Below are 23586 nucleotides of genomic sequence, written 5' to 3' on the forward strand. Positions count from 1 at the left end.
CCCGCGCGGCCCGGATTCGTACTTTCGACCGACACGGCCGCGGTGGCGTGCGGCCGTAACCTTGCGACATGGACGTGCTCAGGCCCCTGGCCCGGCGGGCCGGGAAGGGCGCCGAAGTAGCGCTGGGCGTGGCAATGGCCATGATGATCGCCCTCAACGCACTGCTGATCGCCAAAGTCGGCAGGGGCTGGTTGTTCAGCCCCGGTGTCGGCATCGTGATCTGCGCGACCGCCCTGCTACGCGGACGGAACCGGACACTGGCGGCGGTGACCGGTCTTGCCCTGTTCGGCGGGGCCGGACTCGCGATCACGCTGGGGGCGATCCCCCCGGGACCGCTGTTCGGCGGCGGGCTCGTCGGCCTGCTCGTACTCGGCGCCGCGGCCGTCCGAACGCTGCCGCCGCGCCGCGCCGCCATCGTCGGCGTCGCCGGCACGCTCGTGATCGGGATGAGTGAGACCGCCGGGCCCCACGGCCTGTTCGACAACCGGGTCTATTGGGCGCTGGCCGGAGCCACCCTGTGGTCTGCCGCGCTGGCCGTCGGCCTCTATCTCCGCTATCTCGACTTCCTCCACCATGAGACGCTGGCGACCGTACGGCACGAGGAGCGCCTTGAGCTGGCCAGGGAACTGCACGACGTGGTCGCCCACCACGTCACCGGCATGGTCGTCCAGGCCCAGGCTGCCCGGTTCGCCGGGAACGACCACGCTGAGACGCTACGGTCCGCGTTGAGCGACATCGAGACCGCCGGCACTGACACGTTGACCGCGATCCGGCAGCTCGTCGGGCTGCTGCGCGATCCGGACGACATGAGCGGTGTCCCGCCGACACCCGAACCGATCAGCAGGCTCGTGGAGCGATTCGCCGAACACGGCCCCGCTGTCGAGCTACGGCTCCCCCCGGGCATACCGACCTCCGCCTGGCCGCCTGAGGTGGCCAGCACCATGTACCGGGTCGTGCAGGAAGCGCTGACCAACATCGCCCGCCACGCTTCCGGCGCCCGCTCGGTCACCGTCACCGTCACCCACGACCCCCGGCAGGTCAGTGTCGAGGTGACCGACAACGCCCCCACCACACACTCCCGACCCGGAGGAGGCTACGGGCTCGTCGGGATGCGAGAGCGCGTCGAGGCGCTCGGCGGCAGGCTCCGCGCGGGGCCGCTGCCCCAAGCGGGCTGGGCGGTCCAGGCCAGCCTGCCCCTCCCCGCGCCAGGCCGGCCGTGACCCTACGGGTCCTGCTGGCCGACGATCAGGCCATGGTCCGCAGTGGCTTCCGGCTGATCCTCGAGAGTCAGCCCGGCATCACCGTGGCCGCAGAGGCCGCGGACGGCATCCAGGCCGTAACCCTCGCCCAGGCACTCCGCCCGGACGTATGCCTCGTCGACATCCGCATGCCGGGCCTGGACGGCATCGAGGTCACCCGTACGCTGGCCGGCCCGGGCGTCGCCGACCCGCTCCGCGTCGTGATCGTCACCACCTTCGACACCGACGAATACGTCTACGGCGCGCTGCGTGCCGGCGCGGTGGGCTTCCTGCTCAAAGACGCCGGACCCGCACTCCTCATCGAAGCCGTCCGCGCCGCCGGCGCCGGTGACGCCCTGATCTCCCCGTCGGTCACCGTCCGGCTCCTCCGCCGGCTCGCTTCCACCCGGCCCCCGGCCGCCGTAGCCCGGGACCGGCTCTCGGACCGAGAGATCGACATCGCCCGCCGCATCGCCAAGGGACGCACCAACCAGGAAATCGCCGCCGAACTGTTCATCTCGCTCAGCACGGTGAAGACCCATATCACCCGGATCCAGAACAAACTCGGCGTACGCAACCGGGTAGAGATCGCCGCTTGGTGTTGGGAGAACCGAATCACGGACCAATAGGCGAAAAGGTTCAGGGCCGTCAGACCGGTTGGTCTGACGGCCCTGTTCGGCCGGTTCACGGTCAGGCCTTGTTGTAGGTCTTCTTGGCCCAGAGGTAGGAGACTGCGGCGATGCCGGCGCACCAGGCGGTGGCGATGGCGGCGTTGTCGCCGATCGGGGTGCCGAGCAGGAGGCCGCGGACGGTCTGCATGATCGGGGTGAAGGGCTGGTATTCGGCGAACCAGCGCAGGACGGTGGGCATGGAGTCGGTGGGGACGAAGCCGCTGCCGAGAAAGGGCAGGAAGACCAGGGGCATCGGGGCGTTGCTGGCGGCTTCGGGGGTCGGGGACTTGAGGCCGAGGGCGACCGACAGCCAGGTGATGGCCACGACGAACAGGGTGAGCATTCCGGTGGCGGCGAGCCATTCGACGGGGGTGGCGTTGGGGCGGAAGCCGATGGCCAGGGCGATGCCGATGACGACGGCCATTCCGATGAGCTGCTGGATGACGCTGGCGACGACGTGGCCGGTGAGGACGGACGCGCGGGAGATCCGCATGGTGCGGAAGCGGGCGATGATGCCTTCGGTCATGTCGGTGGCGACCATGACGGCGGTTCCGGTCGCGGCGGTGGCGGCCGCCATGAGCAGGATGCCGGGGACGACGTAGTCGATGTAGGTGTGGCGGCCGCCGCCGAGTCCGGCGCCGAGGGTGCCGCCGAAGACGTAGACGAACAGCAGCAGGATGATGACGGGCGTCACGACCAGCTGCACGGTCATGGACGGGTAGCGGAGCAGGCGCTTGAGCTGGCGCCGGACCATGGTGGAGGAGTCGCGGGCGGCGAGGGCGAGGGTGCTCATCGGATGGCCTCCGTGTTCTGGCCGGTGAGGGTGAGGAAGACGTCGTCGAGGTCGGGGGTGTGGACGCTCATCTGGTCGACGTCGATCGAGCGTTCGTCCAGGAGGGTGAGCAGTTCGCGGATCGCGTGGACGCTGCCGTCGTTCGGCACCTGCAGGGTGAGCGCGTCGTGGTCGGGGGTGCCGGCGCCGAGGACCAGCCGGGCCGCGTCGACGCGGCCCGGGTCGGTGAACTTCAGCAGGACGTGGCCGCCGGGGATGAGCCGCTTGAGTTCCTCGGCGGTGCCTTCGGCGATCAGCCGCCCGTGGTCGAGCAGGGCGATCCGGTCGGCGAGCTCGTCGGCCTCCTCCAGGTACTGCGTGGTCAGGAAGATCGTGACGCCGTCGGCGACGAGGTCGCGGACGATCTGGTACATGGCGCGGCGGCTGCGCGGGTCCAGGCCGGTGGTGGGCTCGTCCAGGAAGATCAGGCGCGGGTCGCCGACCAGGGTCATCGCCAGGTCCAGCCGGCGCTGCATCCCGCCCGAGTAGGTACTGGCGGGCTTGCGCGCCGCGTCGACCAGGTCGAACCGTTCAAGCAGCTCGGCGGCCTTCCCCTTGCCCTCGCGTTTGGGCAAGTGCTTCAGGTCGGCCATGAGCAGCAGGTTCTCCTCGCCGGTCAGCAGCTTGTCGACCGCCGAGTACTGCCCGGTCACCCCGATCGCGCCGCGCACGTCGTCGGCCTGACGGTCCAGGTCGTATCCCGCGACCTGAACCTGGCCGCCGTCCGCCCGGATCAGCGTGGACAGGATCTGCACGGTGGTGGTCTTGCCGGCGCCGTTCGGGCCGAGCAGGGAGAAGATCGTTCCTTCGGGGACGGCCAGGTCGAGGCCGTCGAGCACGACCTTGTCGCCGTTCTTGTCGGGGTAGGACTTGCGCAGCCCGGTCGCCGCGATGGCCAGGTTCGTCATGATGCTGCTCCTCAGAGGCTGCGGGTCACAGGCTGCGGGCGGTGATGTCGCCGTTGGAGGTGGTCGCCTGAATCGTCAGGTCGGCGGCGCCGTCGTTCTTGAGGGCGTTGTGGATGCGGCCGTGGGTGGTGCCGGCGTCCAGGGAGGCCGAGACTCCGGCGGCGGCGGTGACCGAGATGTCGCCGGACTGGGTGCGGAGCACGACCGCGCCGCCCGTGGCCTCGGCGATGCGGATGTCGCCCCGTGCGGTGCTGATCTCCGCCGGGCCGCCGAGGCGGCCGACCTCGACGTCGCCGTCGACCGCGGTGAGGTGGAGGCTCGCGGCCTCGTCGACCTTGATCTGGCGGTAGGCGCCGTCGAAGGTGACGTCGCCGAGCCGTCCGACGGTCCGGAGCTCGGCGCCGGCCGTCTTGGCCTCGATGCGGGAGCCGGCGGGCAGTTGGACGGTGACCTCGACGGATCCGGACGGGCCGAAGTACTGGTTGTTCGCCGGGGCACCGATCCGCAGGACGCCGTCGCCGTATTCGACCGTGGTCTGCTCCGCCGCCTTCACGTCGCGGCTCTTGGAGGGGCTGGCGGGCCGGACCTCGACGGTGGTGTCGGTCCGGTCGGCGGCGATGACCTGGACGCGCCCGGCGGGGATGTTCAGGACCGTGGTGATCGAGGCGGGGGTGGTGAACTTCTGCATCGTGTGCTCCTGGTGCCGTGTCGTTTCTGACATCGCAAACGCTACGTTGCATTCCAAAATTAGGCAACACATCCGTTGCGCAGAATCGACATCTAGGCAGGTAGAAGCAAGAAAACTGTTGCAATGGTCTTCGAGGTTAACGCAATACTGGTTGCTCGATCATTGCATTGGATGAGAAGTGAACGCTATGGTGAGGGATCAGGGACACCACGAAGGATCACCAAGGAGATCACGATGCCGGGAGGCAGGCTCACCCAGCAGGACCGCCAGCAGATCGCGCTGGGGCTGGCCGACAGCCTCCCCTACGCCGAGATCGCCCGGCGCCTCGACCGTCCGACCTCGACCATCACGCGTGAGGTGATGCGCAACGGCGGCCCCACCGGCTACCGCGCCGAGTTGGCCCACCGCGCTACCGAACGCCGCGCCCACCGGCGCAGGCAGGCCGCGCCCCGAGGGCCGCAGACTCACGGACGCGACGCCGAGGCCGTCGCCGAGTACGAGGAGACGCTCACCACCGTCTTCATGGAATCAGGCACGCCCAAGATGATGGCCCGGGTGCTGGCCTGCCTCCTGTGCACCAGCGACGCCGGCAGCCTCACCGCGTCCGAACTCGCCCAGCACCTTCAGGTCAGCCCGGCGTCGATCTCCAAAGCGATCACATTCCTCGACAGCCAGGGCCTCGTCCGCCGTGAACGCGCCGAAGGCCGCCGCGAGCGCTACATCGTCGACGACGACGTCTGGTACCAATCGATGATGGCCAGTGCCCGCGGCACCGCCCAGGTCGCCGAGACCGCACGGCAGGGCGTCGGCGTCCTCGGCCCCCACACCCCGGGCGCCGTCCGCCTCCAGAACGTCGCACGCTTCCTCGACTTCGTCTCCGAGAGCATCACCCGCGCCGCGGACCAGGCCCGCGAAGTCCTCCACACGCAACCCGAAGCGACCTCAAGCGACACTGCCGAGCCACCGTCCGCGTCGTAGGGCCTCCGCCGGCCGGAGGGCCTCATCGGCTCGGGGCACGACTTCCTCTCACGCCGATGAGCGGGCGCGTGGCCGGCGATTCGGTCACGTCCGCCGGCCCGTCACGTCATTCCGCGGCCAGGCGGAACACAGGCCAGCCGATCTCGGTTCGCCAGGCCCGCGGATCCGGGTCGTCGCGCGGTCCGACGAGGTAGGTCTCGTGGACGGGACCGTCCACGGCGAGGGCGTGTTCGACGACCCATGAGCCGAGCCGGCCGTACGTGACGTCGATGTCGTCGTGGGATCCAGAATGGACGGTGATGGCAAGTTCGGCGGACGGAAGGTCGACGGGTGCCACTCGCCCTCGGGCCGGCGGTTCGGCGACCGGACGGTAGACCAGCACCGCTCCTCGGCCGCCGGTGAACAGCTCGTTGGCGTACCGCCCGCCCGGCGGCCCGAGCGGCGGCAGGCCGGTGATCGCGGCGTCGAGTTCGGCCATGGCCTCCGCGTACCAGGACAGCACCTCGCCGTGGTCGATGAACCCCTTGACCGCGGCGACCGTTCTGGCGGCCACTGAGCGCAGCTCGACCTGCGGTAGGCCCTCGTCGGGACGGAGCAGTCGGCGCAGCGAGGTCACGGCGGCTCGCGTGCGGTCCAGCTCGGCTTCCAACCGCCGCAGGTGCCCGCCGACCAGACCGGCGCGTTCCTCGGTGTCCTCGGTGGCGAGGATCTTGGCCACCTCGGCCAGCGGCACGTCCAGCTGACGCAGTCGGTGGATGACCTGCGCGGTGGGGATCTGGCCGCTGGTGTAGTAGCGATAGCCACTGACGGGGTCGACGGACGCGGGCTCCAGCAACCCGGACTCGTGGTAGCGGCGCAGGGTCCGAACGCTCAGGTGCGTCAACCGCGCGAACTCGCCGATCGTCAGTCCGCCGTACATAGCCCCACTCTGCACCCTCACGGGACGGTGCGCTTGACCCTCTCCCCGCGGGAGACCGCAGTCTGAACGCGCGACACCACGACGCAGAGAGGACCGTGACATGAGTGAAGCGATCGATACCCGCCGGCTGCCCGAGGCGATCACCGACTACCTGGCAGCCCACCAGGCCCGTGACCTGGACCCGGCCCTCGCCCACTACACCGAGGACGCCATCGCCGTCGATGAGGGCCACACCTACCGCGGTAAGCGTGAGATCCGCGACTGGTTGGCACGCGCCAGTGAGTACACCTACACCACGGAGCTCGTCGCGGCCCAGCGCATCGACGACGACCATTACGTGGCCGTGCAGCACCTCGAGGGTGACTTCCCGGGTGGCGTCGTCGACCTGCGATTCCGGTTCACCCTGCGTGACGGCCGCATCGCCGAGTTGGTCATCGAGCCCTGACCCGCGAAGACCTCACGACCACGTCGTCATCCGGCGGTCAGAGCGACGTTTATCACCACCCCGACGATGACCACGATGAGCAGGATCCACGGCCATATCCGGCGTTCCTTCGGCGGTGTCCATTCGGAGCGGCCGTCGGTGTTCTTCTCTTCGTTCACAGTGACTCCTTCGGGTGGGATCGCAGGGCGATTCGGGCCGGGATGAGGATGGAGAGGGTGCCGAGGACGGACGCACCGCCCGCGATCGCCGCGTACAGCAACGGCGGGAGGTACGGCACGGGGTCGCCGGTGAGGCCGTAGCTGATCGTGGCCAGGGGCAGCAGTGGCACGGCGGTCCCGATGACGATGGCCGTCACGGCGACCAGTACGGCTTCGGCGCGCATCATCCGCATGACCTGGCTGCGGGTGGTGCCGATGAGGCGGAGCAGCGCGAATTCGCGGGTTCGGCCGGTGACGGCGAGGGCGAGGGCGTTGGTGACGGCCACGGCGATGTAGCCGAAGACCATCAGCAGGGGCAGTGCGCTGGTGAGGATGGTGCCGTCCTGCTGTGATCGCTGCGCCGCCGCGATGTCGTCGCGGTCCTGGACCGTGAGGCCGGGGTAGCGTCGCTGGAGTTCGCCGAGTGAGGTGCCGGCGCGTGCGCGGACCAGGACGGCCTCGTCGATCCGGCCGGTGGTGTGGGGCAGTAGGTCCTGGTGGGGCAGCGTGATGTCGCCGAAACCCGCTCCGCGGCGGTAGACGGCGATGACGCGCGGGGTGATGGGTGAGCCGTCGCCGAGGTGGAGCCGGACGGTGGAGCCGACGCGGGCGCCGAGCGTGCCTGCGGCGGCTCGGCTGATCGCGACCGTTCCGCCGGTGAGGTCACCGAGTTTCCCGGACTGAACGCCGAGGTCGAGCGTGCGGTCGACTCCCCTCGTGTCGATGCCCTGGGCCTGGTATTCGAAGACTTCCGGGTCGCCCAGCATGGTGATCGCCGCGTAGACGGTGGAGCGGACGACCGGCGTGGCCGCCAGCACGCCGGGGGCGTTCCGGGCCGCCTCGACGGCATCCCACGGGACTCCTCCCTTACGCGCGAGGGTCCGGTCGGCGAGGAGCCCGTGGATGGCGTCCCGGTGGGCGGCGGCGGCCATGGTCGTGGGCAGGCCGAGCTGGATGAGGGCGAAGCCGACGACGAGGATCAGCGGTGAGATCGCCGCCGCCAGTCGTCGCGACGAGGCCCGCGCGCTCGCCACCGCGAGGTGGCCGGGCGTGCCGAACGAGCGCCGCAGCGGTCCCGCCAGCACCCGTGTCGAGGCCCTGACGACGGGCGGGCCGAGCAGGGCCACGGCGATGATCATGATCAGCCCGCCCGAACCGGCCCCCGCGACCGCGAACACGCTCCCGAAGAACAGCGGGAGTAGGGAGGCGGCGCCGCCGACCAGCAGGAGCCCGAGACCGGCCACGACACGGGCACCACCGATGGCGCCCTGCTCCAGCGCGGCCTCGCCGAGCGCCTCGACGGGACGGACGCGCACGGCCCGGCGGATCACGGTCCACGCGGCCAGTTCGGCGACGCCGACGCAGGTCACCAGCGCGACGAGGACGGGCAGCGGGCCGGCCGAGAACGCGAAGTCGGCGGGGATCACCCCGGCGGCTCCCAGAGCGCCCTTCAGCAGGAACGCCACGGCGACGCCTGGGACCCAGCCGAGCACCGCCGCGATGAGCGACACGACGAGGACTTCCGCGGCGATCATCTTGCTGATCTGCCGTGGGGTGGCCGCGATGGCGCGCAGCAACGCGATCTCGCGTCGCCGCCGATGGAACGTGAGGGTGAGCGTGCTCGCGACGACCAGCACCGTGACCAAGATGATCATGCCGGTGAGTGCTCCGGCCATCTCCTGAAGGTCGCTGCGGGCCTGCCGTACGTCGTGGAACTCGACGCGGCTGCGGGCCGCGCCGGTGGCGACCGTGACACGGGTGCCGCGCAGGGCCTTGCCGACGCGTTGCGCGAGGGCGCCGGTGTCGGCGTGCGGCGCGGCCAGCACGCCGATGGCGTCGACGGTTCCGGGCGGCCGGCGATCCGTTCGGCTTCCGGGTCGGCGAAGAACAGGGCCGGGCGCCGGTCCGCGCCACGTGACCTGGCGACGCCGCTCACCTGGTAGGTCGCCGGTGCGCTGCCGGCCATGACCTGGATCCGGTCACCGGAGGTCACGCGCGCCCGGCGGGCGAGAACCGCGTCGAGCACGACCTCGCCGACGGTGGTGGGCGGGTGTCCGGAGGCCAGCGTGACCGGAGTCAGGGCCGCGGAGGCCCAGCCGTGCCCGAGTGACCCGTCCCCGGCGGTGACGGGTTCACCGTGCCGGTCGATCACCTCGGCGGGAAAGCTCACGTCCCCGATCGCCGTGCGCACGCCTCGGACCTGCGCCACCCGGTCCACGAGAACGACGGGCAGCGTGGCCCGCTCGGTCAGCGGCTTGTGCTTCGTCTTGCCGTTCCGCGTCACCGCGACGTTCGCCGGCCCACCGACGACGACCGCCGCACCCGCGTACCGCTGAGGTGCGACACCGGGGCTCAGCCCCGACTGCAGGATGATCCCGCAGGCGGTGATCAGGGCCGATGCGCCGAGCAGGGCGACGAACGTGCCCACGAGCCCGCCGCGGTGCGCCCGGATCATCTTCCAGGCCAGGTCCAGCACGGTCACCACTCCCCGAGGCGGGTCATCGCCGTCGCCACACGTTCGGGAGTCGGCGCGTCCAGGTGCCCGGCCAGCCGTCCGTCGGCCAGGAACACGACCCGCCGGGCGTAGGACGCGGCGACCGGATCGTGGGTCACCATCACCACGGTCTGGCCGAGCGCGTCCACGAGGTGCCGCAGGAGAGTCAGGACCTGGCGCCCGGACCGGGTGTCCAGCGCGCCGGTGGGCTCGTCGGCGAAGACCACGTCCGGCCTGGTGATCAGCGCCCGGGCGATCGCGACGCGCTGCCGCTGGCCGCCGGACAGCTCCGCGGGACGGTGGCGTCGCCGGTCGGTCAGCCCTACCCGCTCGAGGATCTCCGCCAGCCACCGCCGGTCGGCGGGCCGGTCCGCCAGCCGCAGCGGAAGCGTGATGTTGTCGGCGACGTCGAGCGCGTCGATCAGGTTGTACGCCTGGAAGATGAAGCCGATCCGTTCCCGGCGCAACGCGGTCAGCCCGGTCTCGTCCAGGTCCGACAGGTCGGTCTCGCCCAGCAGCACCTCACCGGCGCTGGGACGGTCGAGGCCCGCGGCGCAGTTGAGGAACGTGCTCTTGCCCGATCCCGACGGCCCCATGATGGCGATGAAGTCGCCGCGCGCGACGGCGTATGTGACGCCCGCCAGCGCGGTGACGGCTCCGTCACCCCGGCCGTAGATCTTTCGAACGTCCCGCATCCGTACGGCGGCCACGGCGTCCTCGTGCGTCGGCTCGCCCATTGGAACTTCGCTCACCTGCGTGAACGTACGGTCCGGGTGATGGGCCCGGACAGCCCGTGCACGGGTGTCTTCGAGGTGTGGCGCGTGGGGGCTCCGATGGTGGAGCCGGCACCACCCCCGGGCGGGGCGGCGAGAATGAAGCAGTGATCAGTACTGAGGGCGGGCGGCGGCCGGCTTCATGGTGGCCGGCGACCGCCGCGTCCATCCGGTCCACGATGCGGTACCTGTTCGTCGGCTTCGGGACCGGCCTGCTGGCGCTGTTCGCCCTGATCGGACTCCTGCTGGTCGGGGCGCTGTCGCTGATCGGTATCGGCCTGCCGGCGCTGCCCGCCGCCGTGGCCGGGGTGCGGCGCCTGGCCGGGACCGAACGGCGCCGTGCCGCCGCGTTCCTGGATACGCCCGTACCCGATCAGTACCGGAGCGTGGAGGGGGGCTTCGCGGCACGTCTGCGAAGCGTGCTGGGCGATCCCGCGACAGGCCGCGACCTGGCCTGGCTCGCGGTCCACGGCCTCACCGGGACGGTCGGCGGCTACCTCGCGCTGGGCCTGCCACTCGCCGCGCTCAACGCCGCGACCATGCCGCTGTGGTGGTGGGCGATACCGGGCAGCCCACCGTCCGTCATCGGGCTCCCGGTCGACTCATGGCCGGCGGCGCTGACCACGCCGTTCGTCGCCGTCGGCTACGCCGCTCTCGGCCTGGTCATCCTGCCCCGGCTGGCCCGCCTCGACGCGCGCGTGGGCCGGGCCCTGCTGCGGCCCACCGACCGGATGCGGCTGAGCGAGAGGGTCACCGAACTCACCGCCACGCGTGCGGCGGCGCTGGAGGCGCACGCCGCCGAACTCCGGCGTCTCGAGCGCGACCTGCACGATGGGACACAGAACCGCCTGGTGGCCGTCGTGATGCAGCTCGGCATCCTCGAGCGGGCCCTGGAGGCCGCACCGGAGAACCAGCGCGCGCTCGCGTCACGAGCCCAGAACGCCGCCAATGACGCGCTGGCGCACATGCGCCAGGTCGTCCGCGCCATCTATCCGCCCATCCTCGACGAACGTGGCCTGGACGGCGCCGTCGCGGCGCTGGCCGCACACTGCCCGATCCCGTGCGTCCTGGAGACCGCCGACGTTCCACGTGCTCCGGCCGCCGTGGAAGCGGCGGCATACTTTTCGATCGCCGAGGCGCTGACCAACGTCGCCAAGCACAGCGGCGCCCGGCAGACCGTCGTACGGCTGACCGGACGCGACGGAACACTGGTCATCGAGGTGACCGACGACGGCCACGGCGGCGCCGACGAGCACGGCGGCAGCGGGCTCGCCGGCATCCGCCGGCGGGTCGCCGCCCTCGACGGCCGCACCGAACTGCTCAGCCCGCCAGGCGGGCCGACCGCACTACGAGTGGAGCTGCCATGCGGGTCGTGATCACCGAGGACGACGCACTGCTGCGCGAAGGCCTGGTACTCCTGCTGGAGACCGAGGGCATCGACGTGACCGCCGCCGTCGACAACGCCGACGACCTGCTGGCCGCCATCGCCGATGACCGCCCCGACGCACTCGTCATGGACGTACGCCTGCCGCCGACCCATCGCGACGAAGGGCTGCGCGCCGCGGTGGAGGCGCGCCGGATCCATCCGGGCCTTCCGGTGCTCGTGCTGTCCGCGCACGTCGAGGACAGCCACGCCGTCGACCTCCTGTCCGACGGCGGCGCCGGCGTCGGCTACCTCCTCAAGGAACGGGTCGGCAAGGTGACCGAGTTCGTCGACGCGCTACGCCGCGTCGCCGACGGCGGCACCGTCATGGACCCGGAGGTGATCGCCCAGTTGCTGGTCCGCCGGAAGGCCGACGATCCGCTGCGCACCCTCACCCCCCGGGAACGCGAGGTGCTGTCCCTCATGGCCGAAGGGCACGCCAACGCGGAGATCGCCGAGCACCTTTCCGTCAGCCACGGCTCGGTGAACAAGCACATCGGCAACATCTTCGACAAGCTCGGCCTGCACCCCGACGGCAGCGGCCACCGCCGCGTCCTCGCCGTCCTGACCTACCTCAGCGCTTGACGCCGTCCATCGTGGGCGGCCACCGCGCCGGGAGATCTCAGTACAGGCCCATGACCCGGTCCACCGTGATCTCGATCGCGACGAGGCCGGGGAGAGCGGGCGGTGGCGCTCCATAGCGGTCGGCGTATCGGCGTATGCCGTCGGCCAGCCGCCGCGGATCGTCGGACACGGTCGCCGAGCCCTCGAGCGTGATCCAGCGCGAACCCACCACCTGACAGATCGCGGCGCGGCCGGCGGGGTCGGCGACGAGGTTCGCGGCCTTGCGGCGCGACGCGACGGTCATGACCCGTACGGTCGCGCCGTCCCAGGTGAACCGTACGGGTGCGACGTGCGGCGTGCCGTCGGGGCGCACGGTCGTCAGCGTGCCCAGGTGCGGCTCGGTGAGGAAGGCCTCGGCGGAGGAGGGCAGTGGCGGGGGCGCGGTGCTTCGGCGCCGGGTCCCGCGAGCGGTCATGGAGGTTCCTTCCTGACGGGCCGGAGCCGGGTTCGGCCTCCGGCCGGAGAGACGGATGAGCGGGCTCACGCCGGGCCGGCGCGTGCGGCCGTGACCGGTCTCGCGCCCGTACCGGGCGGGCACGGCGCGAGATCCGGTCTCAGCGACAGGCGACGATGCGGCAGGTGCGGCACCCGACGTCAGCCGGGGGCGGCGACGCTGTGGGCGGGATCCGGCCGCAGGGGCGACATCACCGCCGGTACGGGCGCGGGCCCCGTGTCAGCGGAATGCGGCGACGCTGTGGGCGGGATCCGGCCGCAGCGGGCGGCGGCGACGTCACCGCCGGTACGGGCGCGGGACCCGTGTCAGCGGAATGCGGCGACGTTGCGGGCCGCCCAGTCGGCGAACGAGCGGGGCGGGCGGCCGAGGACGTGCTCGATGTCGGGGCTCACGCGCTGCTCGGCGGGCAGCGGCTCGCCGAGGATGGCCAGCGTGCCCTCCACCACGGGTTCGGGCATGAACTGCAGCATCTGCGCCCGGGCCTCCGCGCGGGTCTGCTCGACGAACCGCACGGGACTCCCGAGCGCGTCCGCGATCGCCTGGGCGCGCTCGCGGGGCGTGGTCGGTGCCGGCCCGGTGAGCTCGTACGTCCGGCCGGCGTGCCCCTCCTCGAGCAGGACCCCGGCCGCGACCTCGGCGATGTCGTCCGGGTCGACGGTCGGCAGGCCGATGTCGCCGAACGGCGCGGCGGCCATTCGCTCCGAGCGCACCGTCTCGGCCCACGCGTAGGCGTTGGAATCGAACCCGCCGGGCCGGAGGATCGTCCAGGTCAGGCCCGACTCCCGTACGGCGTCCTCGAAGGCGCGGGGGTGACGGTAGGCCTCCGGCCGGGTGCCCGCGCCCTGAGAGGACAGCAGGATGATCCGGCGCAGACCGGCGCCCTTCGCGACGTCGACGATGCCCTGCGGGTCGCCTCCGGCGACGAGGAGGAAGAGCGCGTCGGCTCCCTCGAGCGCCGGCTTGAGGCTCGCCGGGTCGTCCAGGTCGCCCGGCACGTGCCGGGCCCCTTCCGGCAGGCCGGCAGCCGGGGCGCGCCGTGAGACCGCCGTCACCTGCTCGCCTGCCGTCGCGAGCAGGTGGACGAGCCGTCCACCGACGTTCCCGGTCGCTCCCGTAACCACGATCATGACTATCTCCTTGCGTTTCGCGAGTGAGTCAGTTGACTAACTAAGAAGACCATAACCACTCGAGCGGTGACTGTCCACTGTTAGTTGGATAACTGACTCAAAGCGCGCCGTCCGCAGCACGCGTGGCTCACCCGGGTGAGCGAGCTCGTCATCCGGGGTAAGGGTGACGATGGTTCGTCAACGGCTCGATCCGGGGGGAGCGATGGCGGCTGTTCACCATCGGTACGGCACGGTCCGCGGTCGGCGGCTCTTCTACCGGGAGGCCGGCCCCGCGGACGCTCCTGTGATCGTGCTGCTCCACGGCTTCCCGGCCAGCTCGTTCATGTTCCGCGACCTCATCCCGTTGCTGTCCGACCGCTACCGCGTCATCGCTCCGGATCACCTTGGGTTCGGTCTGTCCGACATGCCGAGGATCGAGGAGTTCGACTACACCTTCGATGCGCTCACCGACCTCACCGAAGGACTGCTCGCCGACCTCGGTGTCGTCCGGTACGCCATCTACGTCCAGGACTACGGCGCACCGATCGGGTGGCGGCTGGCTCTGCGGCGCCCGGAGGCGATCACCGCCATCGTCAGCCAGAACGGCAACGGCTATGACGCCGGGTTCGTCGAGAGCTTCTGGAAGACGATCTGGGACTATCAGCGCGAGCAGACGCCGGAGACCGAGAGCGCCATCCGGCAGGCGTTCACGCTCGATGTCACCAGGTGGCAGTACGTCATCGGGGTTCCCGACGAGACGCTGGTCAGTCCCGACACGTGGCATCACGATTTCGCGCTGCTCTCGCGTCCGGGCAACGATGAGATCCAGCTGAAGCTGTTCCTCGACTACGCGACCAATCCGCCGCTCTACCCCCGCCTGCACGAGTACTTCCGCACCGGGCAGGTGCCGCTGCTGGCCGTGTGGGGTCGCGGTGACCCGATCTTCGGCCCGGACGGGGCCCGCGCGTTCGCCCAGGATCTCCCCGATGCCGAGATCCATCTGCTCGACGGCGGTCACTTCCTGCTGGAAAGCGCCGCCGAGGAGGTGGCCACGTTGATCCGAGGCTTCCTCGCCAACGTCAAGCCAAGCGCGTGATGACGAGCGTGCCCTGTGGTCCTCAACGCCTAACGCAGATGGGCGCGGTAGAGCTCCTGGAGCGCTTCCCAGTGCCGGGCGTCCGCTTCCGCGTCGTAGGTCGGATTGTCCGGCACCGCGAATCCGTGATGAGCGTCGTAGAACTCCACGGTGTGCTCGACTCCGGCGCTCGTCAGCGCACTCTCCAGTAGGTCGGCCTGCTCGGCGGTGAACGACCTGTCGTCTTTGGCGGCGCCCACATAGACCGTGGCGGTGATGCGGTCCGCCGCGAGATGCGGGCTCGACTGGTCGTCGGCGACGGCGAGGCGGCCACCGTGGAACGACGCGGCCACGGCGACCTTGCGCCCGAGCCCGCCCGCGGTGATGAGCGACAGGCGGCCGCCCAGGCAGTAGCCGGTGGTGCCGATCGCGGATCCCGTCACTTCCGGACGTGCCAGCAGGAAATCCGCGTAGGCCTCGGAATCAGCGATGATCCGGTCATTGGTGAGCACGCTCGTGAGGCCGGCCAGCCGCGCCCGCTCGTCCTTGTCGGTGAAGAGGGTGGCCACGTCGAACGGTCGCCACTCGCCGGCGCGGTAGTAGATGTCCGGGACCAACGCGACGTAGCCCATGCTCGCGAGGTGGTCGCCGAGCCGCCGGATCGTCTCGCGCGCTCCGCCGGCGTCGGGGAAGACCAGCACGCCCGGTGCCGCGCCGTCCCCGTCGGGGACGTGGAGGGTTCCGTCGCTCTGCCCGTCGGGAGTGGAAATCCGAACGCTCAGGCGTCCCATCGCGCTGCCTCCGCTCGGCTCGTCAGCGCCGGTCGCGTGAAAACGTATCAGCGTCCGTCTCGGCGCGGAGGTGTCACGCCGACCGCGGGGAGGAGGCTCGCCTCTTCGGCGGCGAAGTGCTCTTCCAGCCCGGCGACCACTCGGTCGAGCTCGTCGCGGAGGTGTTCCAGGTCATCCGCCGGCTCGTCGCCGAGGAGCGTCTCGAGCTCGGTCAGGGCCTTCTCCATGACCCGATGCTCGGCCCGCAGCCGTTCGATGACGGGTACGAGGTCGGGGAACTCCTCCTCGAACGCAGAGAACGCGCCGTTCTCCCGGGTGTGGTGCAGGTGCAGGCCGTAACAGAAGGTCAGGCAGTGCCGGCGCAGCTGGGCGGCCAGGTCCGCTGAAGGCGCGGCCTGTGGCCCTCCGGCGAGCAGCTCGTCGATCCGCGCCCGTACGTCGCGCAGTTCGGCACGCAGATCCTCGTGGTGCCGGATCAGCTGCTCACCGATCATCCGGTTGCGCGCGGGGTCGGCGGACAAGTCGAGGGGGTGCAGGGCGACCACGGGGATCGTACGGACGGTCTTCTCCTGGTATGCGCGGAAGCCGGGTTCGATCGCGCACTGGCGTTCGTACCAGTGGTCCCGCTCCTCGCCGTCGAGGACGACCGCCCGGGTCGCGAGCGCGCGGACGCCGCCCGCGGTGCCGATCTCGAGCGTGACCTGCGGGTTCGCCACGATGTTGTGGTACCACTGCGGGTGTTGCGAGCTGCCGGCGTTGGAGCCGAAGACGAGGTGGCGGTCTCCGTCGCGCAGGTGGACGACCGGGGTGGTGCGGGGTCGTCCGGTCTTCCGGCCCGCCGTGGTGATCAGCACGAGCGGTACGCCGTCGAACATCCCTCCGACCTGGCCGTTGTTCGCGCGGAACTCCTGGATGATCCGTTGGTTGAAGCTCGCTGTTTCCGAGGGCGTCGCGTTCATGGAGACCTCCACCGGAGGGGTGTCCGGTACGGTGTGGCTGCCGAGGAAGTGTTTGCTTTAAAAGCAATGTTTGCTTTGAAAGCAAATATGATTTGATCGCAAACGTATATGGGTGATCGCGGGGATGTCAACGGATCCGGAAGCCGGCCTGGGCGCGGACGAGGCGGTCCGGGCCATGCTGCTGCTGATGCCACGTCTGGCCGCGCGGCTGAAGCGCACCCCGATCCCCGAACGACTGCGGTCCTTCAACCTCGCGCCACGGCACCTGTCGCTGCTGTCGTACCTGCTGTTCGACGGGCCGATGGTGGTCGGTGAGCTCGCCGCCCGGCTGCAGGTCGCCCCGACCACCGTCAGCCTCATGGTCAGCGACCTGACCAAGCAGGGCGTCCTGCAGCGCCGCTCCGACCCCGGCGACGCCCGGCGTACGATCGTGGACCTCACCGAGGACCTCGAGACCCGCGCGGCGATCGAGAGCTGGCTCGCCGGCGGGGCCACGGCCTGGCGCTCCGCGTTCGAGCCGCTGTCCCCGGAAGAGCGCGCGCTGTTCGTCCGGACCATCGAGACGTACGAGGCCGGCGCCTCCGGCTCCGCCGAGGGCGGTTGACCTTCAAGCGGGTCGAAGGCCCACGATGGCCGCCATGGACGACACCGGAGCACTGGTGAGCATCGGGGCCTTCGCCCGCCGGGTGGGGCTGAGCCCGAGCGCCCTGCGGTTCTACGACGACTGCGGCCTCCTGCCACCCGCCCACGTGGACGGCGCGACGGGATACCGGTACTACGCCCCGGACCAGGAGTCCCGCGCCGTCCTCGTACGGCGGCTCCGCGAGGCCGGGCTGCCGCTGGTCGACGCCTCGGCCGTGCTCGACGGCGATCCCGGAGAGGCCCGCGCCGTCCTGGCCGAACACGCGCGCCGGACCCGCGAGACGGCCGCGGCGGCCCAGGCGGCGATCGACGCCGTCCTCCGCGACCTCTCCGGCTCCCCGGGAGGCGCGGAGGCCCGCGTCGGCGGCCCCGAACTGGCCGGCGCGGTCCGGCAGGTCGTTCCGTCGGCGGCCCGAGGGGAGGCCCGGGAGGAGTTCCCGGTGCTCGGCTGCGTGCTGGTCGAGATCGCCGGGCAGGAGGTGCGCCTGGTGGCCACCGACCGGTACCGGCTGGCCGTCCGCGCGCTGCGCCCGAGCGTCGTCACCGGTGGCCCGCACCAGACACTGGTCGACACCGCCGCGCTGGCGGAGATCGCGTCCTGGGCCGTACGGCTGCCGGAGGTCGGCCTCGAGATCGACGGCCGGGGCGCCCGGGTGTACGGCGACGGCGACCGTCGGGTGATCCCGGTGACGGACGGGACGTTCCCCTCCTACCGGGTCATCCTCGACGACCTCCCGGCCGCCCGGCATCGGTTGATCATCGAGCGGGACGCCCTCCGTACGGCGCTCGCGCGGGACGCCGACGGGCCGGTCACCTTCTGGTCGGACGACGGGCACGGCCTGGTCGTACGCCGTGGACCGCACGAGACCCCGCTCCGTGCCATCCGCACGGGACCGCCGGTGCGGATCGCCTTCGACCCGGCGGTGCTCCTTCCGGCGGTCGACGCCAGTGTGGGCCCCGACGTGCTGCTGGAGATCTCCTCGGCGACGCACCCGGTCGTCGTCCGCTCCGCCGACCAGGGCGGCTTCACCACCGTGGTCATGCCGGTCCACGACACCACCGGCGCCTGAGCCCACGCGAAAGGGAACCATGAACCCGGACAATCCGGTCGTACGGCTGTGCGCGGAAGGCATGCGCGCGGAGGCCGACGGCAGAGCCGCCGACGCCCGTGACCTCTTCGAGAAGGCCTGGGAGACGGCCACCGACGACTACGAGGCCTGCGTCGCCGCGCACTACCTCGCCCGGCACCAGCCGACCCCCGAGGACACGCTCCGCTGGAACCGGGAGTGCCTCGCCCGCGCGGACAAGGTCGGCGACGAGCGCGTCCGCGGCTTCTACCCGTCCCTGCACATCAACCTGGGAACGGCGTACCGCGACCTCGGCGACCTCCCCGCGGCGCGCGAACACTTCCTCCTCGCCGCCGCGTGCGTCGACGACGCGCCCCAGGGCCAGTACGGCGACTGGAACCGATTCGCGATCGCCGAGGGCCTGCGCTCGACCGGCGGCCTGGAGCACCGCGCCGCCGACGACCTCCTGCCGGACCTGCTGGCCCGGCTCTGCGCCCGCGCCGACCTCAAGGCTCTCGGCCTGATCCTGCCCGCCTACCTGGGTGACCTGGGGACCGACGCCGACCGCGTCCGCCTGACGACGGCCCTGCACATGGTCCACGCGGCGAGATGGCTACCGGACGACGACCAGACCGCCATCGGCCAGGCGATCGCCGCCTTGTCCCCCATCCCCTGACGAGACCACCGTCGGCGCTTCTGGACTCGGCGGCCGCGTTCATGGGAGCTCAGGGCTCCCGTGTGAGCGGCTGTGCGTGGCGTCAACGGGCGAACTTTTCGATGGCCGCCGGGGTGACGGGGGTGAAGAAGTTGACGAGGTTGCCGTCAGGGTCGCGGAAGAGCAGCGACCGGTTGCCCCAGGGCATTGTGGTGGGCTCGGTGACGAAGTCGGTGACGAAGCCGGTCAGGTTCTGGTGGACGCGGTCCACGTCGTCGACGAGGAACTCGGTGATCACGCTGTGGTTGTCCGCCGGGCGGGCAGAGCCCGGGGCGAACAGCGGGACGGTGCGAGTGCTGGCGATCGCGAGGGTGGCGTTCGGGGTCTTGAGCTCGGCGAAGTCCTCCGTGGCCCACATCGCCGGCACTCCTGTGGCGCGCTCGTAGAACTCGACGAGGCGCGCTACGTCGCTGGTGATGATCCGGATCGAGACGAAGTTCATGGTGATCTCCTTGGCCGTGCTGAAGTCGTGCACTTCGCAGGTTAGGCGAAATAGTGGACAGAATCGGTCCCCTATTTACGTAGGCTGTGCACATGTCTCGACCCACTGGCCGCGTGCTGACACTCCTGGAGCTGCTGCAGTCGGGCGGCACCCGGACGGTGGCCGAACTCGCCGACCGACTCGGCGTCGAAGGGCGCACCGTGCGGCGGTATGTGGACCAGCTGATCGACCTGGACGTGCCTGTGGAATCGGTGCGCGGCCGCTACGGCGGGTACCGGCTCGCCCCCGGCTACCGTTTGCCTCCGCTCATGCTCAGCGACGACGAGGCGCTGGCCGTGCTGCTCGGTCTGGTCGCCGGCCGCCGAGCAGGGTTGACGACGACGGAGCACACGGCGAGTGAGACCGCGTCGGCGAAGATCCGGCGGGTGCTGCCCAAGCACATCGCCCGTCGGCTCGACACACTCCTGGAGGCTCTCGCCTTCACGGATCAGCCCGGGGAGTTCGACACCCCGGACGCCGGGGTCCTCCTCACCATCGCCGATGCGGTGCGCCACCGTAGACCGGTCTCGATCCGCTACACCGACCGCGACGGACGGCGCAGCGAACGCACGCTGCACGCGTACGGGATCGTCGCCCATTCAGGCCGGTGGTACGTCACGGGCAAGGACGCCCGGAACGGCGAGGACCGAACCTTCCGGCTCGATCGCATCGCGGACGCGAGGGCCCTGCCCGGTTCATTCGAAGCGCCGGTGGGTCCGAGTCCGGCACAGCGCGTGTTGTCAGGGTTCGCCACGGCTGAGTACCGGCATGAGGTGACCTTGCGGATCCACGGGACGGTTGAGCAGATCCGCGCCCACCTTCCCGCCAGCGTCGCGAGCCTGGAGGAGCTTACGACCACGGCAGGCGAGGACCGGGCGACCGAGCGCTGGCTGCGGGTCGAGCTACGGGCGGAGCGGCTCGACTGGCTGCCTCCGGTGCTCGCCTCACTCGACCGGCCGTTCGTCATCGAGCGCCCCGATGAACTGCGCGATCGCGTCATCGCGCTCGCCGATCGCCTCGCGTTCCACGCCCGCCAAGCCTGACAGGGTGGCACACCCGGTTCGAGGTCGGCCATCCGGCCTCCGCCGATGTGGTTATACGCTGGGTGACCAGCCCGGATTCGCAGGTCACGCCGGCTTGGGAGGGGACCATGGCAGCTGCACGCCAGGGATGATGGCCGTGCCGAGGAGACTGCTTCGTCAGCTGGGGATGATCTGGGATCGGCTGTACGCCCCAGGGTCAGGTCGTGACGAGCTCCCGCGGATCATGGAGCGCGAGGGAGCCTTTCGGCGCGTCGCGACGCTGGTGGCCGAAGGCGCCTCACCGTCGGCGGTCTTCACGGCGGCGGCCGGTGAGATGGGCGGGCTGCTCGGCGCGGACTACACGTCGATCACGCGTTACCGGGAAGACCGGACGCTCACCCTGGTCGCCAAGTGGAGCAGCCCCGGCCTTCCGGAACTCGACGCTCCCTTCGGAGGCCGCTGGGCCGTCGCACCCGACACGCCGGCGGGCGCCGTGCTGGAGACGGGATGGCCGGCGCGCCGGACGATGGCCTCCATCGAGAGTGATCTCGGTCCCTGGGCCAGGGCACATGGCCTGGGAGTCGGCGTTTCCGGGCCCATCACGGTCGAGGGCCGGCTGTGGGGGGTGATCACCACGCTGTACCGGGAGACCAACCCGCCACCCGATGACGCCGAACAGACCATGTCCGAGTTCGTGCAACTGCTGAACTGCGCGGTCGCGCAGGCCGACGCCCGCGCGGAGCTCATCGCCTGCCACGCCCGCATGGTCACGGCGGCCGACGCGGTACGCCGGAGCGTCGCGGCGGACTTGAGCGACGGACCACGGCAGTGTCTGGAGGCGCTCACCCGGCAGCTCCGGGAGGCGCAGGCCGGGATCGCGGATGAGGGGCTCCGGCGACGCCTGTCGCGGTTCGCCGATGAGGCGTCGGCGATCGACGGCCGGCTTCGGCAGGTTTCCACGGACCTGCTCTCCGTGGGCCCGGCGAGAGGCGGCTTGACGGCCACCCTCAAGGCGCTCGCCCGTCGCTGCCCGGTGCCCGTCGACCTCAACGTTCCGACCGGTCAGGAGCTGACCGACCGGGTCGAGATGACGGTCTATCAGATCGTGGCCGAGGCGCTGCTGAACGCGATCAGGCACGCCCACGCCTCCGCGGTCCGCATCGATCTCACCAAGGACGGCGAGGGCGTCCGGCTGTCGATCAGCGATGACGGTGTCGGCGGCGCCCATCCTCTGCACGATGAGTCCGGGCTCGCCGCGCTCAAGAAACGGGTCGAGGTGCTCGGCGGGTCTCTTCAGGTCGAGAGCCCGGTCGGGGAAGGGACGTCGCTGTCCGTCACGCTTCCGTGTTCCGCGTGATCGCCGCGCGGAACGTCAGCGGCGGGCCGTGTGGTGGTCGACGATCCGGCGCAGCAGGGCCGTCAGCTGCTCGCGTTCGGGTGCCGAGAGGGGCGAGGAGGGCGTCCTGGATCTCGGTCAGGACGGCGGTGAGGTGCTCGAGGCGGTCGCGGCCGGCGGTGGTGATCGTGATGATGTTCCGCCGGCGGTCGTCCGGGTCCGGTGAGCGTTCGATCAGCTTCTTCTCGGCGAGTTCGTTCAGTGCCGCGACGACGTCGCTGCGGTCGATGCCGGTGCGGCGGCCGAGCTCGGCCTGGCTCGCCGGGCCGAACTCCTGCAGGGCGGCGAGCAGCCGGTAGTGGTAGCCCCGCGCGTCGGCGGCGGCGAAGTGCTCGGACACCAGCCGGCCGCTGTGGATCGAGGCCTGGCCGAGCAGCCAGCTGGGCGCCTGCCGCAGGCGGGTGGGCGTCGTTTCGTCGCCTGTCATGGGGCGCAGTCTAGCCGTTGGCCGTACCAATGAATGGTGCTATTGTTGGCCGCGCCAATGTTGGTTACGCCAATGAATTGAGGTGTGTCATGACCGACCATGTCGAGCTCTCCGCCCTGGTCACCCGTCTCGGACTCTGGCTGGACGAGAAGCGATTCGACGAGGCGCGCACGATCTTCACCGAGGACGCGACCGCCGACACCCTGGGCGGCACGGTGCACGGCGTCGACGCCCTCGCCGCGCAGGCTCGCCGATCGCACCCGGCCGACGTGGCGACCCAGCACTTCATCACCAACCCCCGCATCGAGGTGGACGGCGACCATGCCGCCATCGACGCCAACCTCCTCGTCGTCTTCGCGGCACCCACGGGACAGCGGATCCTCGGCGAGCGGTACCGGCTCGAGGCCGTCCGCACCCCCGGCGGATGGCGGCTCTCCCGGGTGGCGGCCAGCCCGATCTGGGAGTTCTCCCCGGCCTGACGCTCACGTCGGCCTCCGGAGTCCGAGGCGCTGTACGGCGTAGGCGCGCACGGCCTCGGCGAGCCACGGCGGCAGGTCGGGGTCGACGGCGGCGACGATGGCGCGCTGCTCGGGATTGTCCGTGATCAGATCGGCCAGAGCGTGGTAGGCGGCGGCGTCGGCGGGCCAGAGGGCGCGCACACCCTGATAGTGCTCGGCGACCAGGTCCAGTGCCTCGGGCGCGTCCGGAGGCGCTCCGCGCCGACGGGCCTCGGCCATGCGGATGTACAGGCGTTTCCCCTGCTCGGCGGCGTCCTCGTAGTCGGCGCGGGTCCAGTGGCGGGTGACGTGCTCGGCGTCGGCGACGTGACTCTCGGCCGCCGTGCCGTATCTCACGCGCAGATCCTGGCGCAGCCGGTCCTTGGCCTCGGCCAGTCCGCTGAAGAACTCCTCATCGCGCATGAGGCGTTCTCCGGACAGGCCGGCGATGGTGCGGTCGACGGTGTCCAGCACCCGGGTGAGGCGGTCTCGTTCGGCGGCCAGTTGTTCGCGGTGTCTCCGTAGCGCGGTGAGCTCGTCGGTGGCGCCGTCCAGGGCCGCGGCGATGTCGCTCAGCGGCATGCCCAGTTCGCGCAGCAGCATGATGCGCTGCAACCGCAACAGCTCCCCGCGCCCGTACCAGCGGTACCCGTTGTCCGACACGTCCGCGGGCACCAGGATGCCGATGTCGTGATAGTGGCGCAGTGTCCGGGACGAGATACCCGCCATGCGGGCGACCCGGCTGATGGAGTACCGCATGACCG

The 23586-nt window shown here is 71.0% G+C and carries 28 protein-coding genes; 13 read left to right on the top strand and 15 right to left on the bottom strand.

The features are described 5' to 3' along the window. The first annotated feature begins 68 nt into the window (after window positions 1-68). Entirely contained in the window at window positions 69-1220 is a 1152-nt protein-coding gene (locus tag ACYVF7_RS00410; RefSeq protein WP_460333041.1) for a sensor histidine kinase, read from the top strand. Beyond that, window positions 1217-1867: a response regulator gene (locus ACYVF7_RS00415; RefSeq protein ID WP_460333044.1), complete on the top strand. Its 651-nt coding sequence runs from the start codon at window positions 1217-1219 to the stop codon at window positions 1865-1867. Before ACYVF7_RS00410 ends, ACYVF7_RS00415 begins: the two co-directional genes overlap by 4 nt. 61 nt (window positions 1868-1928) lie before the next feature. Here ACYVF7_RS00415 and ACYVF7_RS00420 read toward each other — a convergent pair whose 3' ends face one another. The 3 genes from ACYVF7_RS00420 to ACYVF7_RS00430 are packed head-to-tail and all read right to left on the bottom strand — an operon-like array spanning window position 1929 to window position 4337. Next, complete coding sequence (locus ACYVF7_RS00420; protein WP_460333047.1) at window positions 1929-2702, bottom strand: ABC transporter permease; 774 nt, start codon at window positions 2700-2702, stop codon at window positions 1929-1931. Beyond that, on the bottom strand, window positions 2699-3649 hold the full coding sequence (locus ACYVF7_RS00425) for an ATP-binding cassette domain-containing protein (RefSeq protein WP_460333050.1): 951 nt from the start codon (window positions 3647-3649) through the stop codon (window positions 2699-2701). Before ACYVF7_RS00425 ends, ACYVF7_RS00420 begins: the two co-directional genes overlap by 4 nt. A gap of 25 nt (window positions 3650-3674) precedes the next feature. Beyond that, window positions 3675-4337, bottom strand: coding sequence for a DUF4097 family beta strand repeat-containing protein (locus tag ACYVF7_RS00430; RefSeq protein ID WP_460333053.1), 663 nt, complete (start codon window positions 4335-4337; stop codon window positions 3675-3677). 234 nt (window positions 4338-4571) lie between these two features. Here ACYVF7_RS00430 and ACYVF7_RS00435 point away from each other — a divergent pair, with 234 nt between their 5' ends. Continuing rightward, window positions 4572-5315, top strand: a complete 744-nt coding sequence (locus tag ACYVF7_RS00435) for a helix-turn-helix domain-containing protein (protein WP_460333056.1) — start codon at window positions 4572-4574, stop codon at window positions 5313-5315. A gap of 106 nt (window positions 5316-5421) precedes the next feature. Here the strand turns inward: ACYVF7_RS00435 and ACYVF7_RS00440 are convergent, their stop codons facing one another. Further along, window positions 5422-6234 carry a MerR family transcriptional regulator gene (locus ACYVF7_RS00440; protein WP_460333059.1) on the bottom strand — a complete coding sequence of 271 codons (813 nt, stop codon included), beginning with the start codon at window positions 6232-6234 and terminating at the stop codon, window positions 5422-5424. A gap of 100 nt (window positions 6235-6334) precedes the next feature. On the opposite strand from ACYVF7_RS00440, the gene ACYVF7_RS00445 reads away from it, so the two are divergent. Then, on the top strand, window positions 6335-6679 hold the full coding sequence (locus tag ACYVF7_RS00445; protein WP_460333062.1) for a nuclear transport factor 2 family protein: 345 nt from the start codon (window positions 6335-6337) through the stop codon (window positions 6677-6679). A 26-nt stretch (window positions 6680-6705) separates the two neighbouring features. Here ACYVF7_RS00445 and ACYVF7_RS00450 read toward each other — a convergent pair whose 3' ends face one another. The 4 genes from ACYVF7_RS00450 to ACYVF7_RS00465 are packed head-to-tail and all read right to left on the bottom strand — an operon-like array spanning window position 6706 to window position 10122. Continuing rightward, complete coding sequence (locus ACYVF7_RS00450) at window positions 6706-6837, bottom strand: hypothetical protein (RefSeq protein WP_460333065.1); 132 nt, start codon at window positions 6835-6837, stop codon at window positions 6706-6708. Next, on the bottom strand, window positions 6834-8552 hold the full coding sequence (locus ACYVF7_RS00455) for an FtsX-like permease family protein (protein WP_460357725.1): 1719 nt from the start codon (window positions 8550-8552) through the stop codon (window positions 6834-6836). The genes ACYVF7_RS00450 and ACYVF7_RS00455 overlap by 4 nt, the downstream gene beginning before the upstream one ends. After that, complete coding sequence (locus tag ACYVF7_RS00460) at window positions 8528-9358, bottom strand: hypothetical protein (protein WP_460333068.1); 831 nt, start codon at window positions 9356-9358, stop codon at window positions 8528-8530. The genes ACYVF7_RS00455 and ACYVF7_RS00460 overlap by 25 nt, the downstream gene beginning before the upstream one ends. After that, the gene (locus tag ACYVF7_RS00465; protein WP_460333070.1) at window positions 9355-10122 is read right to left on the bottom strand and encodes an ABC transporter ATP-binding protein; all 768 of its coding nucleotides are present in this window, start codon (window positions 10120-10122) and stop codon (window positions 9355-9357) included. The genes ACYVF7_RS00460 and ACYVF7_RS00465 overlap by 4 nt, the downstream gene beginning before the upstream one ends. 128 nt (window positions 10123-10250) lie before the next feature. Between ACYVF7_RS00465 and ACYVF7_RS00470 the strand changes: the two genes are divergently transcribed. Both ACYVF7_RS00470 and ACYVF7_RS00475 read left to right on the top strand, forming a co-directional pair. Continuing rightward, window positions 10251-11519 (top strand): sensor histidine kinase, encoded by a 1269-nt coding sequence (locus ACYVF7_RS00470; RefSeq protein WP_460333073.1) that lies wholly within the window; start codon window positions 10251-10253, stop codon window positions 11517-11519. Continuing rightward, window positions 11507-12151, top strand: coding sequence for a LuxR C-terminal-related transcriptional regulator (locus tag ACYVF7_RS00475; protein ID WP_460333076.1), 645 nt, complete (start codon window positions 11507-11509; stop codon window positions 12149-12151). Before ACYVF7_RS00470 ends, ACYVF7_RS00475 begins: the two co-directional genes overlap by 13 nt. 37 nt (window positions 12152-12188) lie before the next feature. On the opposite strand, the gene ACYVF7_RS00480 is transcribed toward ACYVF7_RS00475, so the two are convergent. Then, a complete protein-coding gene (locus ACYVF7_RS00480) occupies window positions 12189-12605 on the bottom strand; it encodes a pyridoxamine 5'-phosphate oxidase family protein (RefSeq protein WP_460333079.1) in 417 nt (138 codons plus the stop codon). 344 nt (window positions 12606-12949) lie between these two features. Beyond that, window positions 12950-13771, bottom strand: a complete 822-nt coding sequence (locus ACYVF7_RS00485) for an NAD(P)H-binding protein (RefSeq protein WP_460333082.1) — start codon at window positions 13769-13771, stop codon at window positions 12950-12952. Between the two features lie 202 nt (window positions 13772-13973). Here ACYVF7_RS00485 and ACYVF7_RS00490 point away from each other — a divergent pair, with 202 nt between their 5' ends. Then, complete coding sequence (locus ACYVF7_RS00490) at window positions 13974-14846, top strand: alpha/beta fold hydrolase (protein WP_460333084.1); 873 nt, start codon at window positions 13974-13976, stop codon at window positions 14844-14846. Between the two features lie 29 nt (window positions 14847-14875). On the opposite strand, the gene ACYVF7_RS00495 is transcribed toward ACYVF7_RS00490, so the two are convergent. Further along, complete coding sequence (locus ACYVF7_RS00495) at window positions 14876-15616, bottom strand: dienelactone hydrolase family protein (RefSeq protein WP_460333087.1); 741 nt, start codon at window positions 15614-15616, stop codon at window positions 14876-14878. 47 nt (window positions 15617-15663) lie between these two features. Further along, window positions 15664-16575: a nitroreductase/quinone reductase family protein gene (locus ACYVF7_RS00500; RefSeq protein WP_460333090.1), complete on the bottom strand. Its 912-nt coding sequence runs from the start codon at window positions 16573-16575 to the stop codon at window positions 15664-15666. A gap of 124 nt (window positions 16576-16699) precedes the next feature. On the opposite strand from ACYVF7_RS00500, the gene ACYVF7_RS00505 reads away from it, so the two are divergent. The 3 genes from ACYVF7_RS00505 to ACYVF7_RS00515 are packed head-to-tail and all read left to right on the top strand — an operon-like array spanning window position 16700 to window position 18960. Further along, entirely contained in the window at window positions 16700-17179 is a 480-nt protein-coding gene (locus ACYVF7_RS00505; RefSeq protein WP_460333093.1) for a MarR family winged helix-turn-helix transcriptional regulator, read from the top strand. Window positions 17180-17213: 34 nt separating this feature from the next. Further along, window positions 17214-18287 (top strand): DNA polymerase III subunit beta family protein, encoded by a 1074-nt coding sequence (locus ACYVF7_RS00510; protein WP_460333096.1) that lies wholly within the window; start codon window positions 17214-17216, stop codon window positions 18285-18287. A gap of 19 nt (window positions 18288-18306) precedes the next feature. Then, on the top strand, window positions 18307-18960 hold the full coding sequence (locus ACYVF7_RS00515; protein WP_460333099.1) for a hypothetical protein: 654 nt from the start codon (window positions 18307-18309) through the stop codon (window positions 18958-18960). Between the two features lie 82 nt (window positions 18961-19042). Here the strand turns inward: ACYVF7_RS00515 and ACYVF7_RS00520 are convergent, their stop codons facing one another. After that, window positions 19043-19441: a VOC family protein gene (locus ACYVF7_RS00520; RefSeq protein WP_460333102.1), complete on the bottom strand. Its 399-nt coding sequence runs from the start codon at window positions 19439-19441 to the stop codon at window positions 19043-19045. Window positions 19442-19533: 92 nt separating this feature from the next. On the opposite strand from ACYVF7_RS00520, the gene ACYVF7_RS00525 reads away from it, so the two are divergent. Together ACYVF7_RS00525 and ACYVF7_RS00530 are read left to right on the top strand one after the other, a co-directional pair. Further along, window positions 19534-20523 carry a helix-turn-helix transcriptional regulator gene (locus tag ACYVF7_RS00525; RefSeq protein ID WP_460333105.1) on the top strand — a complete coding sequence of 330 codons (990 nt, stop codon included), beginning with the start codon at window positions 19534-19536 and terminating at the stop codon, window positions 20521-20523. 136 nt (window positions 20524-20659) lie between these two features. Next, a complete protein-coding gene (locus ACYVF7_RS00530) occupies window positions 20660-21859 on the top strand; it encodes a GAF domain-containing sensor histidine kinase (RefSeq protein WP_460333108.1) in 1200 nt (399 codons plus the stop codon). On the opposite strand, the gene ACYVF7_RS00535 is transcribed toward ACYVF7_RS00530, so the two are convergent. Next, entirely contained in the window at window positions 21837-22325 is a 489-nt protein-coding gene (locus ACYVF7_RS00535; RefSeq protein ID WP_460333111.1) for a MarR family winged helix-turn-helix transcriptional regulator, read from the bottom strand. The two genes, ACYVF7_RS00530 and ACYVF7_RS00535, sit on opposite strands and share 23 nt — an antisense overlap. 89 nt (window positions 22326-22414) lie before the next feature. Between ACYVF7_RS00535 and ACYVF7_RS00540 the strand changes: the two genes are divergently transcribed. Continuing rightward, window positions 22415-22804 (top strand): nuclear transport factor 2 family protein, encoded by a 390-nt coding sequence (locus ACYVF7_RS00540; RefSeq protein ID WP_460333114.1) that lies wholly within the window; start codon window positions 22415-22417, stop codon window positions 22802-22804. 3 nt (window positions 22805-22807) lie between these two features. On the opposite strand, the gene ACYVF7_RS00545 is transcribed toward ACYVF7_RS00540, so the two are convergent. Further along, window positions 22808-23581, bottom strand: a complete 774-nt coding sequence (locus tag ACYVF7_RS00545) for a MerR family transcriptional regulator (RefSeq protein WP_460333117.1) — start codon at window positions 23579-23581, stop codon at window positions 22808-22810. Window positions 23582-23586 lie beyond the last annotated feature (5 nt).

The sequence above is a fragment of the Actinoallomurus acanthiterrae genome (assembly GCF_054775715.1).

What these genes read in the sequence shown, in the direction of transcription:
- ACYVF7_RS00410 (WP_460333041.1), top strand. Translation starts at nt 69, where the DNA reads ATGGACGTGCTCAGGCCCCTGGCCCGGCGGGCCGGGAAGGGCGCCGAA.
- ACYVF7_RS00420 (WP_460333047.1), bottom strand. Translation starts at nt 2,702, where the DNA reads ATGAGCACCCTCGCCCTCGCCGCCCGCGACTCCTCCACCATGGTCCGG.
- ACYVF7_RS00425 (WP_460333050.1), bottom strand. Translation starts at nt 3,649, where the DNA reads ATGACGAACCTGGCCATCGCGGCGACCGGGCTGCGCAAGTCCTACCCC.
- ACYVF7_RS00430 (WP_460333053.1), bottom strand. Translation starts at nt 4,337, where the DNA reads ATGCAGAAGTTCACCACCCCCGCCTCGATCACCACGGTCCTGAACATC.
- ACYVF7_RS00435 (WP_460333056.1), top strand. Translation starts at nt 4,572, where the DNA reads ATGCCGGGAGGCAGGCTCACCCAGCAGGACCGCCAGCAGATCGCGCTG.
- ACYVF7_RS00440 (WP_460333059.1), bottom strand. Translation starts at nt 6,234, where the DNA reads ATGTACGGCGGACTGACGATCGGCGAGTTCGCGCGGTTGACGCACCTG.
- ACYVF7_RS00445 (WP_460333062.1), top strand. Translation starts at nt 6,335, where the DNA reads ATGAGTGAAGCGATCGATACCCGCCGGCTGCCCGAGGCGATCACCGAC.
- ACYVF7_RS00455 (WP_460357725.1), bottom strand. Translation starts at nt 8,552, where the DNA reads ATGGCCGGAGCACTCACCGGCATGATCATCTTGGTCACGGTGCTGGTC.
- ACYVF7_RS00475 (WP_460333076.1), top strand. Translation starts at nt 11,507, where the DNA reads ATGCGGGTCGTGATCACCGAGGACGACGCACTGCTGCGCGAAGGCCTG.
- ACYVF7_RS00480 (WP_460333079.1), bottom strand. Translation starts at nt 12,605, where the DNA reads ATGACCGCTCGCGGGACCCGGCGCCGAAGCACCGCGCCCCCGCCACTG.
- ACYVF7_RS00485 (WP_460333082.1), bottom strand. Translation starts at nt 13,771, where the DNA reads ATGATCGTGGTTACGGGAGCGACCGGGAACGTCGGTGGACGGCTCGTC.
- ACYVF7_RS00490 (WP_460333084.1), top strand. Translation starts at nt 13,974, where the DNA reads ATGGCGGCTGTTCACCATCGGTACGGCACGGTCCGCGGTCGGCGGCTC.
- ACYVF7_RS00495 (WP_460333087.1), bottom strand. Translation starts at nt 15,616, where the DNA reads ATGGGACGCCTGAGCGTTCGGATTTCCACTCCCGACGGGCAGAGCGAC.
- ACYVF7_RS00500 (WP_460333090.1), bottom strand. Translation starts at nt 16,575, where the DNA reads ATGAACGCGACGCCCTCGGAAACAGCGAGCTTCAACCAACGGATCATC.
- ACYVF7_RS00505 (WP_460333093.1), top strand. Translation starts at nt 16,700, where the DNA reads ATGTCAACGGATCCGGAAGCCGGCCTGGGCGCGGACGAGGCGGTCCGG.
- ACYVF7_RS00510 (WP_460333096.1), top strand. Translation starts at nt 17,214, where the DNA reads ATGGACGACACCGGAGCACTGGTGAGCATCGGGGCCTTCGCCCGCCGG.
- ACYVF7_RS00515 (WP_460333099.1), top strand. Translation starts at nt 18,307, where the DNA reads ATGAACCCGGACAATCCGGTCGTACGGCTGTGCGCGGAAGGCATGCGC.
- ACYVF7_RS00520 (WP_460333102.1), bottom strand. Translation starts at nt 19,441, where the DNA reads ATGAACTTCGTCTCGATCCGGATCATCACCAGCGACGTAGCGCGCCTC.
- ACYVF7_RS00525 (WP_460333105.1), top strand. Translation starts at nt 19,534, where the DNA reads ATGTCTCGACCCACTGGCCGCGTGCTGACACTCCTGGAGCTGCTGCAG.
- ACYVF7_RS00535 (WP_460333111.1), bottom strand. Translation starts at nt 22,325, where the DNA reads ATGACAGGCGACGAAACGACGCCCACCCGCCTGCGGCAGGCGCCCAGC.
- ACYVF7_RS00540 (WP_460333114.1), top strand. Translation starts at nt 22,415, where the DNA reads ATGACCGACCATGTCGAGCTCTCCGCCCTGGTCACCCGTCTCGGACTC.
- ACYVF7_RS00545 (WP_460333117.1), bottom strand. Translation starts at nt 23,581, where the DNA reads ATGCGGTACTCCATCAGCCGGGTCGCCCGCATGGCGGGTATCTCGTCC.